The organism is Coleofasciculus sp. G3-WIS-01 (assembly GCF_040223135.1).
Taxonomy (GTDB): Bacteria; Cyanobacteriota; Cyanobacteriia; order Cyanobacteriales; family Coleofasciculaceae; genus Coleofasciculus.
Genome location: NZ_JAVJZI010000031.1, coordinates 1 through 19,189, shown reverse-complemented (window position 1 = coordinate 19,189; position 19,189 = coordinate 1). Strand labels below are relative to the sequence as shown.

Sequence of the window (19,189 nt, the reverse complement as noted above, 5' to 3'; positions counted from 1 at the left end):
GGCAATGCCTACAATGTGTTTAAGTTTAACCCGGTACTAACAATAACTCCTCATACACCGACTCAACCTGCTGACATTCAGCTAATACATCAGCATCTAAACCTCTCAACCGCTTTAACTCAGTTTGTCGATTAATCTCACGAGATTCTTTTTGCTTGAGCAAGTTATCTAACTCAGCTTGGCGAGATTTAATATCATCATTCAGGCGTTGAATCACTTCCCGTTCATAACTATCAAAACAATCTTTAACCGCTTGACGAATGGGTTCTTGTTGTTCCTGGGCGAGTTGTGGTAGATATTTAACAAACTCCTTTTTTGTCGCTTTCATCACTTCTTTGCGGGCTTGTTCAGCTTGCAGTGCGCCCACGCCCAACCCCATTAAAGCCAATCCGATGGGATTCCAAAACGTTAATCCAGTAAAAATCAATAAAAAGCTGCTAATCCCAATTACCGCTAACCAATTAACCAGGATATTTTGCCAATTAAACCCAGCGGCGGCTAAGGCGACACCCGCCACATTTCCTGAGGCTAAAGAGAAAAAACCCATCGCCCATTTTGTCCAGCTAGGTGACTCCTCTCCTGAGTCAACCCGCACTCCCGGCGGTATCCTTTGCCCAATTAATTTCTCAGTCATAGAATCAACAATCTGATTATAAGTGGCGCCATAGTTAGCCGCACTTTGGGCAAGTTGGGAGAACGCCTCTTTTAAATAATCCTCCGCCGTGCGTTCCCACTCCGCTAATTTATCCTGAATATACTGCTCAAAAGCTTGCTTTAATGCAGCATTAAACGCCTCCCGTCTCTGCTGTTGCAAGAACTCCAGAAAGTCAATCGTCGGCTGATAGCGCAAGAAATCCGATTCAAATGTCTTTTCTAAGTTCAGTACATACGTGCGAAATGAATCCGCCACCCCTTTTCCTTTTGTATCCCGCATGGTACGAATTTCATCCTGAAATTGATCTCGGATTTGGGTGAGTTGCTCAAACTCCGGTTCAACTCCCTGAATCCGTTGTTTCAATTCCTGAATATCTTGGTCTAGTAAAGGAATCCGCCGTTCAATGGCTTCGTGAGTGCGGCTATAAACTTGACGCGCCAGAGTTCTAGCTTGGCGTAATTGTGCCACAGCGCGTTCTTGGGTCAAAAAGGTATTTAGCGCCCCTAAAAACGCCGGAAATCCTGTTCCTGCTAGTGAATCATCTCTTGTTTTCACCCGCCGCCGCAATGCTTCGAGGGAGGAAATCTCAAACACTCGTTCATCATAGTAATCGTGTCCCTCTTTTTGACAGTAGTCAGCCAGATAGGTTTGGAATACGGTGCGTAACCGATTTTGGGCGACTTCAAGTTCATCGGGATCATCGGGATCAATGAGTCCTTTGCTGATTTCATCCCAAGCGTTAATCAGAAAGAAAACCGTTAATCCGCGCCCTTTAATATAATTTTCTAGATAACGCCGTTCTTCCAGGGTACAAGGCTGCATTGCCCTGAATACAAACAAGATAGCGTGGCAGTTATTGATATAGTTTAGTGATAATTCATTCCGGGCTTCGGTATCGTTAAGCCCTGGACTATCAACAATTTCGATACCTTTTTCTAAGAGGGGTAAGGGATATTCGACAACAGCATAATCAACCTCTGGAAATGCCGAGCTTTTCTCGACTTCGAGGCGTTTGGCTTCGGCGGGATCGATGGTATAATTTTGCTTGAAACTGGCAAAATCTAGGGATTCTGGTGGTTTATCTCCTTTAAAATAAACCGTAACTTTTTTTTGAGTTCCGTAGCGCAAAACCGTCAGCAGGGCTGTACAAGGATTCACATCTGCGGGTAATAGGTTTTCACCAATTAAGGCATTGAGAAATGTACTTTTACCCCGCTTCAAGTCTCCTAATACCAGCAGCCGAAATAAGCCCTTCTGCAAATTATCGCTGGCAATCTGGATATCTTCACTTTCCCGTTCTAGACCCAATTTTCCGGAGGCTTCCTCAGCATCCAATTCCGCTTTTTCCAGCCGTTTGGCAATTTGACTCAGATGCATCGCCGCTTGATGACGCACTCTCACCACGCGCTCCAAATCCCTGAGTAAGCTGGTATTATCCACGGTATAGCTCCTAGTTTTTTGTAATTAACGCTTTGGGGAGATGAAGGCAGGTTTGACCGCTTCACTTCGCGCATAGGGCATGGCGCGTGATTCTACAGAGGTGCCATGGCGCGTCTGTTGGGGTTCTTTTGACTATTATCGTTTCTGACCTCACCAGGGATGGGACTAATGACCAATGACCAATGACCAATGACATTAAGACTTCTTGCGATCGCCTTCGAGGAAAAGCTTATACCCAATAAAGCCAATAACGCCGACAATCATGATCGTCGCGATCGCAGCACTAACCCGCACAATCAGAACAGTCGCCACGACAAAGACTAAGAACTTACCGAACATCACCAGCTTCCTCCCCCACCGTTGCAGCTTTCCTTCCGGTTGCTCATGCTTAACGGTTTGGTAGAGAGGAGGTGGATTAATTTCCGCTTCCAGTTCGCGCAGCCGGAGTTCTCGCTCGCGTTGGATCAGGTCGTGTTCCCGGCGCTGAAGCTCCCGGTCTTCATTATTGGGAGAAGTCATCTCAGTTCATCCTAGTCGGGGAATTAATTATGATAGGTTATGGAAAGGTTAAAGAAACTTGGCACTTTAGTGAGTCGTTTTCACCATAAATTTTCTCTTACTTTAACCTTAGAGCCTCAGCATCTGCTAGATCCCGTTAAAAAACTTTAGGGCAAACCCCCTCAGCTCCCAGACGTAGCATGCTACGTCTCTACACCGCTCCCCCTGCATTATTCGTGTTGGGTTGGCTGATGTTGAGCATCAACCAGAGTTTCTTTAGATTGATCGAGTAAACCCTTACCAGAAGACGTGCGCTTTTTGGCATTAGTTGACGAGTCCAGATGAGTGATGTCGTCATGCAGATGAATCTGAATTTTTGGCCCGGAACTCGCCAGACGAATAATCATCCCATCCACAACCGACATTTGGGTAAAGCGTTTCCCATCGATATAGGTTCCGTTAGCACCCAAGCTGATAATTCGCCAAATTGAACCATTTCGTCGCAGTTCGACATGGTGACGTGAAACGACGGCGCTGTATAAAATGACATCATTATCCGTAGACCGCCCAATCCGAATCACTGATTCCGACTTAAACGGCCAACTTTGAACAGGTACCGACTGGAGAGGATGCAGCAGGGTCAGAGTAATCACCGGTGTTACATCATTCAAAAACGTGGGTCCTTACAACTGAATACTTCTAGAGCTTCCCATAAATCTAGGAACTGGATTTGGGCAAGAGCTATTCTCTGCTGAGACAGTTTTTACTCTTGCTTACAGGATAAAGGAATGCTCGGCAAGTAGTTTACCAACAAAGACTGCCATAATCACACCTTTTAATTTCAGGCTACCACTGGTTGACATCCTCCCTCAGCTTCAGCGAATAGGCAAGGGACTTAGGACACTTGGAACAAAAACGTGACCAGATCGCCTTTGCCTAGGCTAATGCGATCGCCTGTGCGTAAGCGATGACGATCGCCACTCGGTAAAGGGGTATGGTTAACATAAGTCCCATTAGCGCTGCCCACATCTTCAAGATAATAAATATCTCCCTCGACACGAATATCCGCATGAACTCTGCTTACAATCTCAGAATTAGGAAAACCCGACACATCAACGTCAGGGGGAATCTGATCGTTAGGTTTACCGATATGAATCACACGGATATGGGAGGGTAATTCAATCTTGCTCTGAGTTTGTAGGTGCAGCAGATAAACCGACTGCACCTGTAATTGGGTTTTAGCACTACCCGGAGTTGGAGTCGCTACAGGGGGCGGGGGTGGGGCTGTTTGCTCTTCCGGTAAGGTTGTCTTTTCTTCTGTTGTCGTCCCGGGTTGACTAACCAGGGTAGCTGGTAGCTCAATACCGGGATCAGGTGGCGGGTCAGGCGTGAGTGATTGGGAACTCATTGAGAGAGGTTCGGGTTCAATTAGAGGGTCAGGGGGGTCTAAATCGGGGACATCGGGAGCCGACATCGGAGCTGATGTTGCGGGGCTTCCCGTCGAGCCACTGGCTTTTAGGTTAAACCCACATTGACCGCAGAAGCTAGCGTCTGTTTGAACTGTTGTACCACAGTTGGGACAACTCATGGTTGCGGGTAAGGGAGTATAGCAGGCTTCGCATTGAGTCGCACCGTCTGGATTTTGGTGATTGCAGTTAGGGCAAACAATCATAAGCCATTCAAAATTTACGCATTCAAAATTACCAACAAAAGCGGTTTAACAAACAGATGAGGGCAAAACCGCTGAAAACCTCTGGGTAAGCATGAGCCTTACTGCTGCTGCTGCTGCTCTCTAAAACTTGATCAAAGTTAACTATTGCTAGTCAGAGCTTATCCGTCTAGTTCCTGCTTCAACCTGGGGAGACGGCTCCTTCCAGTCCACAGGCGTAAATTCCGCTCAAGCCGAACGTACTTTATCATCGGGGGCATTTTCAAGATTAATCGATGCATTTTGATCGCGGTCTTGAGAATGCCCACATTTAATGCAATTAAATACTCGTTGATGCAGTTTCATGTCCTGCTTATGCCCACAGTGAGAACAAGTTTTAGAACTGGGAAACCATCGGTCAACAAGTTCTACTTTGCTTCCGTAATGGGCTTGCTTGTAAATCAACTGCCGACGAATTTCATAAAAGCATTTATCACTAAGGGCGTTGGCGAGTTTTTGATTAGCCATCATCCCAGAGACATTGAGATCCTCTATCCGAATTTTGTCAGCACGACGACTTAAATCAGTTGTCATTTTCTGAGTCGTATCTTTTCGGATATTGACAATAATAAAATGCCGACGCGCCAGTTTGACATAATATTTCTTGGCGTTGCTAGATGCTCTTACTCCTTGCCGCTTGTTTCCAAGGACTTTGTTCCGATTACGCCATTGAATCTTACCGAGCTTGGTTTTCGCTGTTTTGGTGGTAACTGGCATCTCGTACTTGGTTCCATCAGAAACAGTTGCTAAACATTTCACTCCCAAGTCAACTCCAATCCGATGTACTGGATGGACTCTTGGGGGTATTTTTTCAGCGTCAACTGTAAAAGAGATAAACCATTTGTCCGCTGCTCTTGATACTGTGAAAGTTTGGCAGCTACAAAAGAAATCAATTGGTTCTTTTAAACGGAATGTTGTCATTCCTGGAGGCTTGATTAGCTTACCCGGATTAATAACCGCCCTGTTCGTAAAAGGAAGCGCAGGTTCACCTTTTTTGGGGTAAATTCCGCTGGTTTTGTAAACAGTAAAGGAGTCTCCTTTCTTCTTGGATTTCTTCTTGGGAAACCCACCTAGACCTTTACGCCATCTGGCAAGCGCATCCTTAATGTCCATAAATGCAGACTGATAAATAGTGGATGGATATTGTTTCATCCACCCATTCTCCGGTTTCTGCATCCTTAGGGTTGTGAAGACCTTTTTGATAGCAGCAAGGCGCTTAGAATCGCCAGCTTTTATGTCTTCAAATAACCAGCTAGTGGTAATCAGGTCGAGGCAATAGTTATAGACAAACCGTTTAAACCCTGCACAGCCACGCATTCGGGTTTTCTCTCGATTATTCAGTTTGAGTTCCCGCTTGATGGCGTACATTGCTAAACCGACTTGTATCTATTTGTATGAATAAGTATAGCTCAGTCTGAACAAGGTTCTTCTCCATCGACAATATATATCCTCTGATTTCCTAGTGTGCGCTCGCGTTACTAAACGTCCCTCCCTCTCCCATCGTCGCCGGGTTGAGACTCAAACCCCGATCATTTTCCCAAACTCGCCAATCTTCCACATAAACGGCTAAACCTCTCTATACAAATCAATTATAGAGAGGTTTGATCAGGTTTTTGGCGATTTAATTATGCTCCTTCATCAAAGCACAATTAAGCGTTCTACCTTAATAACTTGTTACATCAGCTCGCTAGCTCTGTCTGCGTTTCACCTCTTGACCCGCAAGCTCATCTAAAAGCCACCACAATTCACCTTGAGGCTGAATGAACCGCGCCGGATAGGTCAAGGGGTCAGCCTGATCAGCAAAGATTTGAGCCAGCGCGGGCTGCTTTCCCGCCCCCGCCACGAGAAACATGACACAATGGGCTTGGTTAATCAAGGGTACAGTAAAACTAATCCGAGGTTGACCATCTTTATTGCCCACAGTAACCCGGCGATCGCAAACCTGTAGGGCTTGGGTATGAGGAAACAGGGACGCCGTATGGGCGTCGTCACCAATGCCCAATAAAATCACATCAAATTCGGGAAACTCACCTGCTGCTAAGCCAAAGAACTCCCCCAATTGAGCATCGTGCTTGGAGGCGTCTGCTTCGGGAGACTCACCATCTGTGGGTATTGGGTGAATATTCGTGGGTGGAATATCGACGTGATCCAACCAAGCCTGACGTGCCATCTTTTGATTGCTATCCGGGTGATCTGCCGGAACATAGCGTTCATCGCCCCAAAAGATATGCAGTTTATCCCAGGGTAGATTCTGAGTGGCTAGGGCTTCATAGAGCGGCTTGGGTGTACCTCCCCCCGCTAAAGCCATAGTACAGCGACCTGAGCGTTGGATTGCCTCCTGTATCTTGGTCAGGACAACATCAAGCGATCGCTCAATCAGCGCCGCCTTATCGGGCAAAACTTCCACAATTTTTGTCATGAATCTGTGATCCTCCTCAAAAGGTTACTGCGATACCCATGTCAGTTTAGAACTATCCTCAAATATGTAGGAAAACAACGAGGTGTCTACAGTGATGAAGTAGATCACAGGGAAACCGCTCAAACTTGTCCCAACTGTCGCGTCGAGTTCAAAAAGGAACTTGATTTGCCGTAGGAGGATTTCACTATGGACAAGTCCCTCTACCTAAGTGAAGCCTAATTTTTCCATACTGTATCGGGTACACTCTCTTCTAGGGTAAGCAAAAAAGTACATGGAAACCAGCTTGCCCAGTAAAGTAGAAAGTGAACCATAACAGTCGTCTGAGGCTTCAACAACCCTAACCTAGCTATCGCTCTTTGGTTAGGGATTGCCAGGGACAGGACTGGCAACGTAAGAGTTGAATAGCACCACCCTTGCCATCAACTGATACACACTTCCGGATACTTCCCCAGTCCGGACTATCTGTAAGCCTACTTGTTTAGGCGCTTTAAGAGAGGACATTTTGTTGGTGGTGGTCGAGGGGACTGATAACTTACACACGAGAGGCTTATACCCATGATTCGTGTACCAGTATTATCACCAGATGGTGAGCCGTTGATGCCAGCCAAAGCCAGCCGTGTTAGACGGTGGTTAAAGGCTGGGAAAGCCAAGGTAGTACACAACGACCTGAACTTATTTCAAGTCCAGTTAGTTGAGGAACCATCAGGCAAAAAAACTCAGGACATTTTGACCGGAATTGATCCGGGTAAGCTGTTCACAGGCGTTGCTGTCCAGTCGAGGTGTGCGACCTTATTTTTAGCCCACCTCAAGTTGGTGTTTAAGAACGTAACCAAACGGATGAGCCAACGGGCAATGATGCGACGGGGGAGACGGGGGCGACGGATTAACCGGAAGGTTCCGTTTAACCAACGCAACCACCGTGAATGCAGGTTCGATAACCGCAAGGGTCACAAAATACCCCCTAGCATCCGGGCTAATAAACAGCTTGCCTTCCGGGTAGTACAAGAGCTGAACAAGATCTATCCATTTACCGATGTGGTGGTGGAGGTGATTAAAGCCATGGGTGACAAAGGGTTTAGTCCTGCCATGGTTGGTCAACATTGGCAGATCGAGCAACTCAAACAGGCAGGTTATACCGTCCACGCTCAAGAGGGATGGTACACCTCAAACCTAAGAAAATACCTAGGTTTACCCAAGTCCAAGAACAAAGCTGAGGAGTCACCCACCGCCCATGCCGTTGATGGGATTTGCCTCGCCGCGTCCCAGTTTATGCGGTATCGACAGGTTAAGGGTAGAAGCGGCACCTTCTTAGGTGAAATTGCGGTAACACCATGCCAATTCGCGGTAATCATCCGTCCCCCAATCTGCCGCCGCCAATTACACCTGATGATTCCTAGCAAGGGAGGAAAGCGGCGCGGCTACGGTGGCACAGTCACCCGCCACGGGTTTAGGAAGGGCGATTATGTCAAGGCGGAAAAAGCGGGTATCACCTACTACGGTTACGTTTCCGGTGACACCAAAACCCAAGTTTCGGTGAGTAACGCCAACTGGAAACGGTTGGGACAGTTCACCGCCAAAAAAGTCCAATTGTTGCAGCGAAATACCGGACTGGTATCAACAGTTGGATTGTCAAACCTAACCGCATTGAGCGGCGCGGTTTGACCTCTATTCCTCCCCGACCTGCTTCGCTGAGGTCGGGGTCTCACGAGGTAAAGCGATGAAAAGTAGTACGATGTATTCTTCGTTCGCGGGTTTGGCACTTAAGATAGTCGGGCTGATCATGATCCTATCGTCCCTGTTGGATTATCTGGTGCTGATTATTCCCTCTCCTGGGGTGAGCCCCCTTGAGAGTTCATGGCAGCTGAATTTAACCACCCAACTGGTTGATCGGGGTGTTATCCCGATGGTGGGAATTGCTTTTTTGGTGGCGGGATATTGGATCAGCAACAACAGTGGTGGCTCATTACCTGAGCGAAAATCGTCGATAAGCGACTTGAGATTCTGGGCATTTTTACTCTCCAGCCTATTGGGATTACTATTTCTGTTGCTTGTCCCCTTGCACTTCAACAATGTCCGCATCCAAAGTAATCAAGCGATCGAACAGATTGGTCAGCAAGCCCAGCAAGCCGAAACCCAACTGGAAACTCAAGTTCAGCAGATTGATACTCTGCTTCAAGATCCACAACAGCTCGAACGACTAGACCAAGCCATTGAAAGCGGTCAAGCCCAAGGAGAGCAACTCGCGCGACTCCAAGCTCTGCGAGAACAATTGATGGCTCTTAGACAAGATCCCGACGCGATCGCTCAAAGAACTGAGCAAGCTCAGACTCAAATCCGGGGTCGTAAACAAGAACTTGAGCAACGCGCCCGAACTGAGGCTTTGAAAACAGGTATCCGTATCGGTTTAAGCAGCTTACTCCTAGCCATTGGCTACAGCATTATTGGCTGGATGGGATTGCGTAACTTGGGCAGTTAATCTGTAAGTCATTGCTATGGGAGCAAAAGGTGGAAAGGTTTGATAACAGTCTCCAAATTGTCAGTTTATACAGATTTGCGATTCAATAGAAGATACAGAGAAACACCCTAATCACCCCTTCGGAAATAACGAATAACCTCTATTCGACCCAATTGCCAACTGCTACAGGTAATCCCCAGTTCGGCTTGTGTGTGCCATCGGTGACGACTGGCATTAAAGCGGATTGGGGTTCTCAATTTGAGAGAAGCTTTTTAGTGGGACTCATGTTTTTACAACCTTTGACATGTTCTCGATTTATATCCTGACCTACAACGAAGAACGAGATATTCAAGAGTGCATTAACTCAGCGCTGCTGTGTGATGACATAATTGTGGTGGATTCGTGTAGTAGCGATCGCACCATAGAACTTGCCCAACGCTATCCCGTGCGAGTTGTACCTCATGCTTTTGAAAGTCACGGGCGTCAGCGCACTTGGATGCTGGAACACATCCCTACCAAGTACGAATGGGCTTACATCCTAGAAGCGGATGAACGGATGACCCCAGCCCTATTTGCTGAATGCCTAGAAGCCATAAAGAACAACGATTACGTGGGATATTATGTTGCCGAACGAGTCATGTTCATGAATCAATGGATTCGTCACTGTACTCAGTATCCCCGTTACCAACTCCGTTTACTGCGAAAAGGTCACGTCTGGTTTACCGATTATGGTCATAGCGAACGGGAAGTCTGTAATGGAGCGACAGGATTCTTGAAACAAACCTACCCGCACTATACCTGTAGTAAGGGATTTACGCGCTGGATTGAAAAACATAACCGCTATTCCACCGATGAAGCCCGGGAAACCTTAAGCCAGCTTGAACAAGGCACTGTCAACTGGGGGGCTTTATTGCTGGGGCAATCAGAAGTGGAACGGCGTCATGCCCTTAAAGATCTGTCTCTACGGTTGCCCTTTCGTCCATTGTTACGCTTTTTCTATATGTACCTTTTCCTGGGAGGCTTTCTGGATGGACGCGCTGGCTTTACCTGGTGTACCTTACAGGCATTTTACGAATATCTAATTACCCTCAAGGTTTGGGAACTCAAGCAGCAACAACTGCCCTAACTTGATACCCTCGACTCCTAACTCTCTTTCTGAAGACCGACGGGTAGAGATGGATTAATACGTTCTGTATTGATACACCTTTAAAAATAATGGAATATTTCATCGGCAACCGCAGTGATGCGACATCCTCCACTACCCTAGAGTCAGCCAGGAAACAAACGCAACGTGAGAAATGACACCCCAATCCCCTCGGCAACCTTAATTCGGAAACCTTAATAGAGATATCAATACTTGCAACAATTCTTAACAAGCTTTACAACTAAAGAGAGAACCCTCGACCAAGAGTACTGCTTCACCGGGGCAGCAAAACGGGGTTGAGCAGGAGTTCATCCCCATCAACGGCTGGGAAAGCTGGCGGCGATTGCCGTTCATCGGGTCAAGGTTTCAACAGCTACCAGTAATTGAGGGAGCAATGACAGACGTTTAAGATCCATTGTAAGGAGAGTCAGTACTCTGTGATCCAACGCTTCAAGCAGGACTTAAAAAACGACCTAATCGCCGGTCTACTGGTAGTGATTCCCCTCGCTACCACAATCTGGCTGACGATTACCATCGCCAATTGGGTGATCAATTTTCTCACCCGTATCCCCAAGCAACTCAATCCCTATAATAACCTCCACCCCATTTTGGTCAATCTCTTGAATTTATTGGTGGGGCTAACGGTGCCCCTCCTGTGTATTCTGCTGATTGGCTTAATGGCACGTAATATTGCGGGGCGGTGGTTGCTGGATTTAGGAGAACGAGTGTTACAGGCAATTCCCCTGGCTGGCTCAGTCTATAAAACGCTCAAACAGTTATTGGAAACCCTACTTAAGGATTCCAGCAGCAAATTTCGGCGGGTGATTTTGGTGGAGTATCCGCGTCAGGGAATGTGGGCGATAGCCTTCGTCACGGGAACAGCCACGGGTGAAATTCAAAGCAAACTCAACGACACCATGTTGAATATTTTCATTCCCACTACCCCAAACCCGACCACAGGATGGTATGCTGTTGTGCCGGAAAATGAAGTGATTAATCTCTCAATGTCGATCGAAGATGCCTTTAAGGTATTAATCTCCGGTGGAATTGTTGGACCGGCTGAATCCTCCATAGGTATGCCCCTAAAGATGCCATACGGTAAGACGACACGAGAGCAACCCCTACCAGATATGCGCCCGCAGCAGATGTTACCCACGGAAGAAAGTTCCTAGGGATTAGGGATAGGGGAAGAAGGGGACAAAGCACAAAAGACACAGGACAAAAGAACAAAGGACAAAACCATGCAACCCCGTAGAATTGCTCGTGAACTGGCGCTTTTAAGCCTCTCTCAGATGCCTACTGAACCGGAACAGCTTGAGGAAAAACAACTGAGTCAGATGGTATTAATCGCCGTGAGGACTCTAACCGATGAAATTCACGAAGCATTAGAAACAGCCGCAGCAGAACTCAAACGCGGGAGCGATCGCCTCCTGGGGAGTGAAACCCGCGCGATCGATGTGCGAAGTGCTAAAACGATGGTCGCTGACGCCATAGAATTGACTCAGAAAGCGATTAACCGTATCGGTGTCGCCGTAGAAATGCCGGAAATGATTCAGCTGGCTAATCAAGCAGAGGTGCGGGCTTATGCCATAGAAATTCTACAGGCGATCGGTCGCAGGCAAGTAGAGATTGATGAAATATTAGTTCAATCTCTTAAAGATTGGCAGATTAATCGCTTACCCCGCATTGACCGGGATATTTTACGAATAGCGGTGGCAGAAATAGCCTTTTTAGGCATTCCCGATCGCGTCGCGATTAACGAAGCCATAGAACTGGCTAAACGCTACAGCGATGAAGAAGGGCATCGATTTGTCAATGGCGTGTTGCGTCGCGTCACTATCCTGATGAGTGAGCCAGACTCCCCCATTCTACAAAAGTCCATTTAACCCTAGGTACAATCCGATCAGCCCTACCCTGAGCGCGATCGCTAAAAAACTATCGTAACGTGGGGGAAGATGTCAAATATTGCTAAGGATACTCATAACTCCAACTAACAACTCAAAATGTCGGTAGGGGCGGGTTTAATCACATTGGGGTAACAAACAAAGTTTAATCGTCAAACCCGCCCCTACTCAAAACCATGCCCTCGATCGCAGCGAAGGGTCAAAACTCAAAACTATTTCTGGTTAGGTGCAATGGTGTTTAATTGGTTCCGCCGCCAAATTGGTAAAAGTGAAACAGCTTCCGACGAACAGACGCAGGAGCAGCAGTCCGCAACTCCCCAGGTTGAATCACAGCAACCGGAGAGTGAGTCTACCACTCAGGAGCACTCATCAACAGTTGATGAAGACTATCTGAGTTGGGCAAAAGCAGCTTATACAAACCTGCAAAAGCAGCAGCAAGCACCCTCAGAAGCTCAAACCCCAGCGCCAGAGGTTCAACCGGACATAGCTGAACCTACTCAAGCTGAAATAACAGAGACGACAGAATCAAAAGAAACCTCCCCAGACTCAGAAACGGTGGAAGTGGCTCCAGAAGAGACGGCACCTGTAGAGTCAGTCTTTGAGCAGCCAGAGGGTGAAGTCACAGAAGCCCCAACACCAACGGTATCTCTAGATTCCACAGTTGTCACTGAAGCTGAAACCGAACAACCAGAACCTGACCAAATCGAGGTTCCGACTGCTTCAGACACCGTAGCCGCAGCGGAAACCCCAGCAGTACAGCCAGAACCTCCGGCTACAGAAGAATCAGCGACTGTACCGATTTGGGCAAGGAAAGCTGAACGGGAAGAACGACTCAAACGGCTCGAAGCAACGGCGATTGAGACGCCAGAACCGGAACCCGTCACCCAACCCACCGCCCCACTAGAAGCAGAAGCGGGTGTAGCCTTTGATGAAGAATTTTTGTGGTCAGCCAAAGTCTTAGCGGCTCAAGGGCGTACCCCTGACGATGTTTCCGCCGAGGAAATTAGCTGGCTCAAACAACTCCGCTCTGGACTCGGCAAAACTCGTCGCAGCTTAGTCAATCAACTCAAGGCGATTGTCGGTCAGGGTCCGTTGAACCAAGACGCCGTGATGGAAATCGAGGCGTTGCTGTTGCAAGCGGATGTGGGGATTGAGGCAACGGATTACATTATTGAAACCCTGCAAGCGAGAATGCGCCAGGAAGTCTTACCTCCTGAAGGCGCGATCGCGTATTTGAAACAAATTCTGCGGGATTTACTGGATAAACCCTGTCACGAGTCTTACGGTTCCACCTTTTTCCCGGAAAAAGATACCCTGAATATCTGGTTGATGACTGGGGTGAATGGCGCTGGGAAAACCACTACCATTGGCAAACTGTCTCACTTAGCCAATAAATCGGGTTACAAATGTTTAATTGGCGCTGCTGATACCTTCCGGGCGGCGGCGGTGGAACAGGTGAAGATTTGGGGAGAACGCAGTGGCACAGAGGTGATTGCTAATCCGGGCAAGAATACTGATCCAGCCGCCGTGGTATTCGATTCAATCACAGCCGCTCAAGCCCGAAATACGGAATTGCTTTTGATAGACACTGCAGGGCGTTTGCAAAACAAGAAAAATCTGATGGAGGAATTGGCGAAAATTCGCCGGATTATTGATAAAAAAGCACCGGAAGCGAAGGTGGAATCTTTGCTAGTATTGGATGCTACCCTTGGTCAAAATGGTTTGCGTCAAGCCGAGGTGTTCTCGGAAGCGGCAAAACTTAGTGGTGTTGTGTTGACTAAGTTGGATGGTACGGCTAAGGGGGGTGTGGCTTTGGCGATCGTGCAGCAACTGGGACTGCCGATTCGATTTATCGGTGCTGGGGAAGGGATTGAAGATTTGCGTCCCTTCTCAAGTTATGAGTTTGTTGAAGCGTTATTAAGTGGATGATAAGCATGTAAACGTTTTGTATTCGTTATTTAATAATGGATACGCCAAAGGACAAAGGACGAATGACATAAGACAAATGATAAAAATATGTAGCGATGTAACAATAGCCGAAAAAAATTAAGAAATATTGCCATAACTTGCTTCCATTGCTATGGTATGCATTGTCCATTTAGCGAATTATTGTGGGCAATTATGAATATCTTGCTCAATATTGGGGACTATGCATGTCATCGTTCAACGGGGAACGTGGGTAAAGTTGTAGCTTATGGGCATCAACTCATAGATAGTGTGTATCTACCCACTCTCAAAGTTGAAGTGCAGGTGGTGAATGAGACGGGAATGAAGAAACGAACATTCATCGAAGACGTGTTTCAGGAATGGATGCGGGTAGATCAAGGAGGTAACCTTGGGGAGCAGACTGAGACGGATTTAGCGATCGCGTAAGGTTGAGAGGGCGCATCACCCCGCGCTCTTATTTTTCTAGACCACTGGTCTAGTGATATCGATTGTAATTTTGCCACCAAAATCAGGGATAGGAGCAGCGGGTTTACTCAGCCGCACTTGTACTCGCTGTACTCTATCTAGCTGTAACAGAGCCTGTGCGATCGCGCTGGCTAATTTTTCCACTAAGGAAAACTTAGAGGTTGTGATCAGTTGCTTAACCGTTTCGATGGCTTGGCGGTAATCCAAAGTATCAGCAATGTCATCACTCTCACCGGCGGCGGCTAAATCCAGCCATAACGTGAGATCCACTTCAAACCATTGTCCGAGTACCCGCTCTTCTGGCAGATAACCCGTATAGCCGTAAGATCGAATTTTATTGACCTGTATACAATCCATTGATAATATCTGTCTATAGATAGAGTGAATTTTTGTAAAATTAACCTAATGAACTCATTTCCTCGTCCCCTGCATTTTGCCTATCTTAATCATTTTTGAGCGGGGCGAGAGGGGTTCACTTGTTCTCTACACCCAGTCACCCTACATCCTACACCCTGCCTAGACGGGGTTTCCTGGGCATGAGCCGATGCTTTTCTCCATCCCCTCATCCCCATCTCTCTATGCTTTCTATTGAAAATTTAAATGTTTAGAATTGTTCATATTCAGTTAATCTAGCTAAAGAAATGTTCTCAAGTGTTACAAAGCTTAAACTCTTCCCGGAAAATATGAGAAGATTTTCCAAATGCTTAACACTCTCTGAGTAAGCTGTCGTTCTCTCACTCCTCCGAGTCTAATGCAAATCACTAATCGCATACATTTTAGGAATCTACAGGGTGACATATTTGGAGGGCTCACCGCTGCGATTATCGCACTTCCCATGGCACTGGCTTTCGGGGTTGCCTCTGGCGCTGGCGCTGCAGCCGGTCTTTGGGGTGCTGTCTTAGTTGGCTTTTTTGCTGCCCTGTTTGGCGGTACACCCACTCTCATTTCCGAACCCACAGGTCCGATGACCGTGGTCATGACTGCCGTTATTGCCAAGCTCACAGTAACGGCGGATAGCCCAGAACAGGGTATGGCTATGGCATTTACCGTAGTCATGATGGCAGGGATAATCCAAATTATTCTCGGTGCATTGCGGTTGGGTCGATACGTTACCCTAATGCCCTACACCGTAGTGTCCGGATTTATGTCTGGGATTGGATTTATCCTAGTCATCCTGCAACTCGGACCCTTTTTGGGACAGGCAAGTCCTAAGGGTGGCATCCTGGGTACAGTTCAGAACATAGGTACGCTGTTACAGGGTATCAAGCCCGGTGAGACGGCTTTGGCAGTCTTGACGGTGGCTATTCTGGTCGTGATGCCAATTTTAGTGCAACAACTTGTACCGTCTAATATAAGGAAGTTTGTCCCGCCGGCGCAGTTAGTAGCGCTAATCGTCGGAACAGTAGTAGCCCTGTATGCGTTCCCCCTGATGGATGATATCCGACGCATTGGTGAGATACCTACAGGTTTGCCTACATTACAAGTGCCAACCTTTAGTGCGAATCAGTTCCAAACCATGCTCATTGATGCCTTGGTTTTGGGGATGCTTGGTTGTATTGATGCCCTACTCACCTCCGTTGTTGCCGATAGTTTAACTCGTACTCAGCATGACTCGAACAAAGAATTAATTGGTCAAGGTATAGGTAACTTGATGTCCGGGTTATTTGGCGGTATTGCAGGTGCTGGTGCAACCATGGGAACCGTGGTCAATATCCAAACCGGTGCTAGAACTGCCGTATCGGGTTTAACTCGTGCCTTAATTTTGCTCGTTGTCATTTTAGGAGCCGCCAATCTAACCGCTTGGATTCCCATGGCAGTTCTGGCAGGAATTGCCCTCAAGGTAGGTATAGATATTATTGACTGGGGCTTCCTGAAGCGAGCGCATCAGGTTTCGATTAAAGCCGCCATGATTATGTATGGCGTGATCATCCTTACCGTCTTTGTTGACTTAATTGTTGCCGTTGGCGTTGGTGTGTTTGTTGCCAATCTCTTAACCATTGAACGTCTCTCCAAAGTCCAAGCCAATGATGTTAAGACGATTACGGATGCTGATGATGCCATCCAGATGAGTGCTGAAGAGAAAGAACTGATCGATCAAACCGATGGTCGCATCCTATTGTTCCATCTGAGTGGACCGATGATTTTTGGGGTGTCCAAGGCAATCTCCCGCCAGCATAATGCAATGGCAGATCATGATGTCCTGATTGTTGACTTAAGTGATGTCCCTCATTTAGGTGTTACCTCTTCGCTGGCGATTGAAAACGCTATACAAGAAGCTATTGATAAAGGTCGTCAAGTCTTCATTGTTGGTGCTACGGGTCAGATCAAACGACGCCTGCAAAAACTGGGGATTCTGTCACTCTTACCGGCACATCATTTGCACATGGATAGGACCGAAGCGTTGCGCCAAGCCGTTGCTGCGGTCAAGGGATATGAAACCCCGGCAAATGGTACATCCTCAACTGCCTATCCCACTCAAGCCGATGATGTTGCCATCAGCAACTAAAAGATTCAAATAAGGCTAGTTATATATTATATAGGATATCGTTGATATATAACCCCCCTCCCTCCAATGGAGGGAATTTTTTTATGGGCGTGAATAGAAATTTGGAACACAAATGTAATATGTAAGCTAGACCATAAGAAAGAATTGGGATAATTATTATAAATATTGAATCGGTAAATTTCTTAATTTTGTCACAAAGACTTATAATTGTAGGAAGAGTTAAATGCGGTAAAATAAGGTTTGCTTTTTCTAATTGACTAAAAACAAACCTGTGTCCAGACCGATAAGGATAGGTCGGTGCCAAAAAGCCATCCAGACGATCTGATAATAGATTAGTCAAGTTAGGGTTGTGTGATAGGTATTCATTGTATCTCAGCACGCTCTAGTTATGAATTTGCTTAAATTCAGATGTTAATGGATTTAGTAAACCTCAAGGATAAGTCATTAATTAACCTCACGGAGTTGAAGATAAACAGTAGATGGAAACCATGAGTTTTTCAGACCTGATCCAACCGATTCCTATCGTAGCAACAGCACCAGAAAATGGTTCAATTGTACTCGCTGGCGTGTTGCTTAGTTTAGTCGTCATTTATCTTGCCAGTAAACTAGGTGGAGAGTTATCTAAAGCAGTTGATTTACCGCCGGTTTTAGGTGAATTAGTCGGCGGTGTTGTGGTGGGTGTTTCAGCGTTGCATCTGCTAATTTTTCCTGAAAGTGGCGCAGTTGCGGCTGATTCGCTACTAATGAAGTTGCTGCAATGGATTGGTAATTTAAGCCCAGAGGCTGTCATCAGTGTCTTTGAAACCCAAAGTGAAGTAGTCTCGGTTTTAGCCGAAATTGGGGTGATCATCCTCTTATTTGAAATTGGCTTAGAATCGGACTTACGGGAACTCAAAGAAGTGGGTTACCAAGCGGCAATTGTGGCGGTGGTGGGAGTCGTCGCCCCGTTTGCAGGGGGTACAGCAGGCTTGATGTTTTTCTTTCATGTTGCCGCGATTCCGGCGATTTTTGCGGGTGCTGCGTTAACGGCAACTAGTATTGGGATTACATCCAAAGTTCTCTCGGAATTAGGGCGTCTCAAATCAAAAGAAGGTCAAATTATTGTCGGGGCGGCTGTTATTGATGATGTTTTGGGTATCATCGTTTTAGCCGTGGTTGCTAGTCTCGCTAAAACTGGTGAGGTTGACGTTTTCAACGTTATCTATCTGATTATTAGTGCGACTGTTTTCCTCCTCGGTTCTATTTTCCTCGGTAAGTTTTTCAACCACTCCTTTGTCACGATTGCTGATAAGTTACAAACGCGAGGCAAATTGGTTATTCCCGCGTTTACCTTTGCCTTTTTAATGGCGTTTTTAGCGAATGTGATCCAATTAGAAGCGATTTTAGGGGCATTTGCGGCGGGATTAGTTCTGGATGAAACAGATAAGCGCAAAGAACTGGATAAGCAGGTTGTTCCCATTGCCGATATTTTGGTACCCATTTTCTTTGTGACTGTGGGGGCGAAAGCGGATTTAGGGGTTCTCAATCCTGCGGTTCCGGCAAATCGGGAAGGATTAGTGATTGCTGTCTTCTTAATTGCGGTGGCGATTATCGGGAAATTGATTACAGGTTGGACATTTATTGGACAACCTCAAATTAACCGTTTTGCGATTGGGGTTGGTATGATTCCTCGTGGTGAAGTGGGATTGGTTTTTGCTGGAATTGGTTCAGCCAGTGGGGTTCTGAGTAAGCCTTTAGAAGCGGCGATTATCATTATGGTGATTCTGACGACGTTCTTGGCGCCACCTTTTTTGCGAATAGCATTTAAAGGTTCACCGGAGTCTGCGGAAATCGAGGAGTCTAAAGAAGCTCTGGAACAGGCAGATTTGTTGGGATAGAGAACCGTAGGGGCTCTTCTGTGCCGTGCCCTTACCGTTCAAGCGATGGGTGAAGGCTCCCACGCTCTTTAGCTGGGAGATGAAACCGAGCGAACCGTCTAGGTAGCGAATAAATTCGCCAGTCAAATAATTCGGATAACGTTCTACTATTGTGGTAATGTAAATACAAGT

17 protein-coding genes are annotated in these 19,189 nt (G+C 46.8%); 10 read left to right on the top strand and 7 right to left on the bottom strand.

Annotated features, from left to right (window positions below):
* Nucleotides 1–25 precede the first annotated feature (25 nt).
* From RIM23_RS03210 to pgl, 6 genes are all read right to left on the bottom strand, one after another.
* Nucleotides 26–2,095 carry a dynamin family protein gene (locus RIM23_RS03210; RefSeq protein WP_446364392.1) on the bottom strand — a complete coding sequence of 690 codons (2,070 nt, stop codon included), beginning with the start codon at nucleotides 2,093–2,095 and terminating at the stop codon, nucleotides 26–28.
* Between the two features lie 195 nt (nucleotides 2,096–2,290).
* On the bottom strand, nucleotides 2,291–2,614 hold the full coding sequence (locus tag RIM23_RS03205; protein ID WP_446336616.1) for a hypothetical protein: 324 nt from the start codon (nucleotides 2,612–2,614) through the stop codon (nucleotides 2,291–2,293).
* A gap of 209 nt (nucleotides 2,615–2,823) precedes the next feature.
* The gene (locus tag RIM23_RS03200) at nucleotides 2,824–3,246 is read right to left on the bottom strand and encodes an FHA domain-containing protein (protein ID WP_446364479.1); all 423 of its coding nucleotides are present in this window, start codon (nucleotides 3,244–3,246) and stop codon (nucleotides 2,824–2,826) included.
* Nucleotides 3,247–3,488: 242 nt separating this feature from the next.
* Complete coding sequence (locus tag RIM23_RS03195) at nucleotides 3,489–4,265, bottom strand: FHA domain-containing protein (protein ID WP_446364390.1); 777 nt, start codon at nucleotides 4,263–4,265, stop codon at nucleotides 3,489–3,491.
* A gap of 225 nt (nucleotides 4,266–4,490) precedes the next feature.
* Nucleotides 4,491–5,669 (bottom strand): RNA-guided endonuclease InsQ/TnpB family protein, encoded by a 1,179-nt coding sequence (locus RIM23_RS03190; RefSeq protein WP_446364388.1) that lies wholly within the window; start codon nucleotides 5,667–5,669, stop codon nucleotides 4,491–4,493.
* A 319-nt stretch (nucleotides 5,670–5,988) separates the two neighbouring features.
* Entirely contained in the window at nucleotides 5,989–6,720 is a 732-nt protein-coding gene (pgl, locus tag RIM23_RS03185; protein ID WP_446364386.1) for a 6-phosphogluconolactonase, read from the bottom strand.
* A gap of 6 nt (nucleotides 6,721–6,726) precedes the next feature.
* Here pgl and RIM23_RS03180 point away from each other — a divergent pair, with 6 nt between their 5' ends.
* The 8 genes from RIM23_RS03180 (at nucleotide 6,727) to RIM23_RS03145 (ending at nucleotide 14,596) form a co-directional block, all read left to right on the top strand.
* Nucleotides 6,727–6,894, top strand: coding sequence for a zinc ribbon domain-containing protein (locus RIM23_RS03180; RefSeq protein ID WP_446364384.1), 168 nt, complete (start codon nucleotides 6,727–6,729; stop codon nucleotides 6,892–6,894).
* Nucleotides 6,895–7,275: 381 nt separating this feature from the next.
* Nucleotides 7,276–8,382 carry an RRXRR domain-containing protein gene (locus RIM23_RS03175; protein ID WP_446364382.1) on the top strand — a complete coding sequence of 369 codons (1,107 nt, stop codon included), beginning with the start codon at nucleotides 7,276–7,278 and terminating at the stop codon, nucleotides 8,380–8,382.
* Nucleotides 8,383–8,452: 70 nt separating this feature from the next.
* Nucleotides 8,453–9,196, top strand: coding sequence for a hormogonium polysaccharide biosynthesis protein HpsJ (gene hpsJ-B, locus RIM23_RS03170; protein WP_446364381.1), 744 nt, complete (start codon nucleotides 8,453–8,455; stop codon nucleotides 9,194–9,196).
* 283 nt (nucleotides 9,197–9,479) lie between these two features.
* Nucleotides 9,480–10,301: a glycosyltransferase family 2 protein gene (locus RIM23_RS03165; RefSeq protein WP_446364379.1), complete on the top strand. Its 822-nt coding sequence runs from the start codon at nucleotides 9,480–9,482 to the stop codon at nucleotides 10,299–10,301.
* 455 nt (nucleotides 10,302–10,756) lie between these two features.
* Nucleotides 10,757–11,491, top strand: coding sequence for a DUF502 domain-containing protein (locus RIM23_RS03160; RefSeq protein WP_446354510.1), 735 nt, complete (start codon nucleotides 10,757–10,759; stop codon nucleotides 11,489–11,491).
* A gap of 69 nt (nucleotides 11,492–11,560) precedes the next feature.
* Nucleotides 11,561–12,205 carry a transcription antitermination factor NusB gene (nusB, locus tag RIM23_RS03155; protein WP_446364377.1) on the top strand — a complete coding sequence of 215 codons (645 nt, stop codon included), beginning with the start codon at nucleotides 11,561–11,563 and terminating at the stop codon, nucleotides 12,203–12,205.
* 249 nt (nucleotides 12,206–12,454) lie between these two features.
* Nucleotides 12,455–14,152, top strand: coding sequence for a signal recognition particle-docking protein FtsY (gene ftsY / locus RIM23_RS03150; RefSeq protein WP_446364375.1), 1,698 nt, complete (start codon nucleotides 12,455–12,457; stop codon nucleotides 14,150–14,152).
* Nucleotides 14,153–14,344: 192 nt separating this feature from the next.
* On the top strand, nucleotides 14,345–14,596 hold the full coding sequence (locus tag RIM23_RS03145) for a hypothetical protein (protein ID WP_446364373.1): 252 nt from the start codon (nucleotides 14,345–14,347) through the stop codon (nucleotides 14,594–14,596).
* A 36-nt stretch (nucleotides 14,597–14,632) separates the two neighbouring features.
* Here the strand turns inward: RIM23_RS03145 and folB are convergent, their stop codons facing one another.
* Complete coding sequence (folB, locus tag RIM23_RS03140) at nucleotides 14,633–14,992, bottom strand: dihydroneopterin aldolase (protein WP_446364371.1); 360 nt, start codon at nucleotides 14,990–14,992, stop codon at nucleotides 14,633–14,635.
* Between the two features lie 394 nt (nucleotides 14,993–15,386).
* Between folB and bicA the strand changes: the two genes are divergently transcribed.
* Both bicA and RIM23_RS03130 read left to right on the top strand, forming a co-directional pair.
* Nucleotides 15,387–17,141, top strand: coding sequence for a bicarbonate transporter BicA (bicA, locus tag RIM23_RS03135; RefSeq protein WP_446364369.1), 1,755 nt, complete (start codon nucleotides 15,387–15,389; stop codon nucleotides 17,139–17,141).
* Between the two features lie 488 nt (nucleotides 17,142–17,629).
* The gene (locus tag RIM23_RS03130) at nucleotides 17,630–19,018 is read left to right on the top strand and encodes a cation:proton antiporter (RefSeq protein WP_446364367.1); all 1,389 of its coding nucleotides are present in this window, start codon (nucleotides 17,630–17,632) and stop codon (nucleotides 19,016–19,018) included.
* Nucleotides 19,019–19,189: the final 171 nt, after the last annotated feature.

Coding starts and splice junctions, on each gene's coding strand:
- RIM23_RS03165 (WP_446364379.1), top strand. CDS start 9,480: ATGTTCTCGATTTATATCCTGACCTACAACGAAGAACGAGATATTCAA.
- RIM23_RS03205 (WP_446336616.1), bottom strand. CDS start 2,614: ATGACTTCTCCCAATAATGAAGACCGGGAGCTTCAGCGCCGGGAACAC.
- bicA (WP_446364369.1), top strand. CDS start 15,387: ATGCAAATCACTAATCGCATACATTTTAGGAATCTACAGGGTGACATA.
- RIM23_RS03195 (WP_446364390.1), bottom strand. CDS start 4,265: ATGATTGTTTGCCCTAACTGCAATCACCAAAATCCAGACGGTGCGACT.
- ftsY (WP_446364375.1), top strand. CDS start 12,455: ATGGTGTTTAATTGGTTCCGCCGCCAAATTGGTAAAAGTGAAACAGCT.
- nusB (WP_446364377.1), top strand. CDS start 11,561: ATGCAACCCCGTAGAATTGCTCGTGAACTGGCGCTTTTAAGCCTCTCT.
- folB (WP_446364371.1), bottom strand. CDS start 14,992: ATGGATTGTATACAGGTCAATAAAATTCGATCTTACGGCTATACGGGT.
- pgl (WP_446364386.1), bottom strand. CDS start 6,720: ATGACAAAAATTGTGGAAGTTTTGCCCGATAAGGCGGCGCTGATTGAG.
- RIM23_RS03130 (WP_446364367.1), top strand. CDS start 17,630: ATGAGTTTTTCAGACCTGATCCAACCGATTCCTATCGTAGCAACAGCA.
- RIM23_RS03145 (WP_446364373.1), top strand. CDS start 14,345: ATGAATATCTTGCTCAATATTGGGGACTATGCATGTCATCGTTCAACG.
- RIM23_RS03175 (WP_446364382.1), top strand. CDS start 7,276: ATGATTCGTGTACCAGTATTATCACCAGATGGTGAGCCGTTGATGCCA.
- hpsJ-B (WP_446364381.1), top strand. CDS start 8,453: ATGTATTCTTCGTTCGCGGGTTTGGCACTTAAGATAGTCGGGCTGATC.
- RIM23_RS03190 (WP_446364388.1), bottom strand. CDS start 5,669: ATGTACGCCATCAAGCGGGAACTCAAACTGAATAATCGAGAGAAAACC.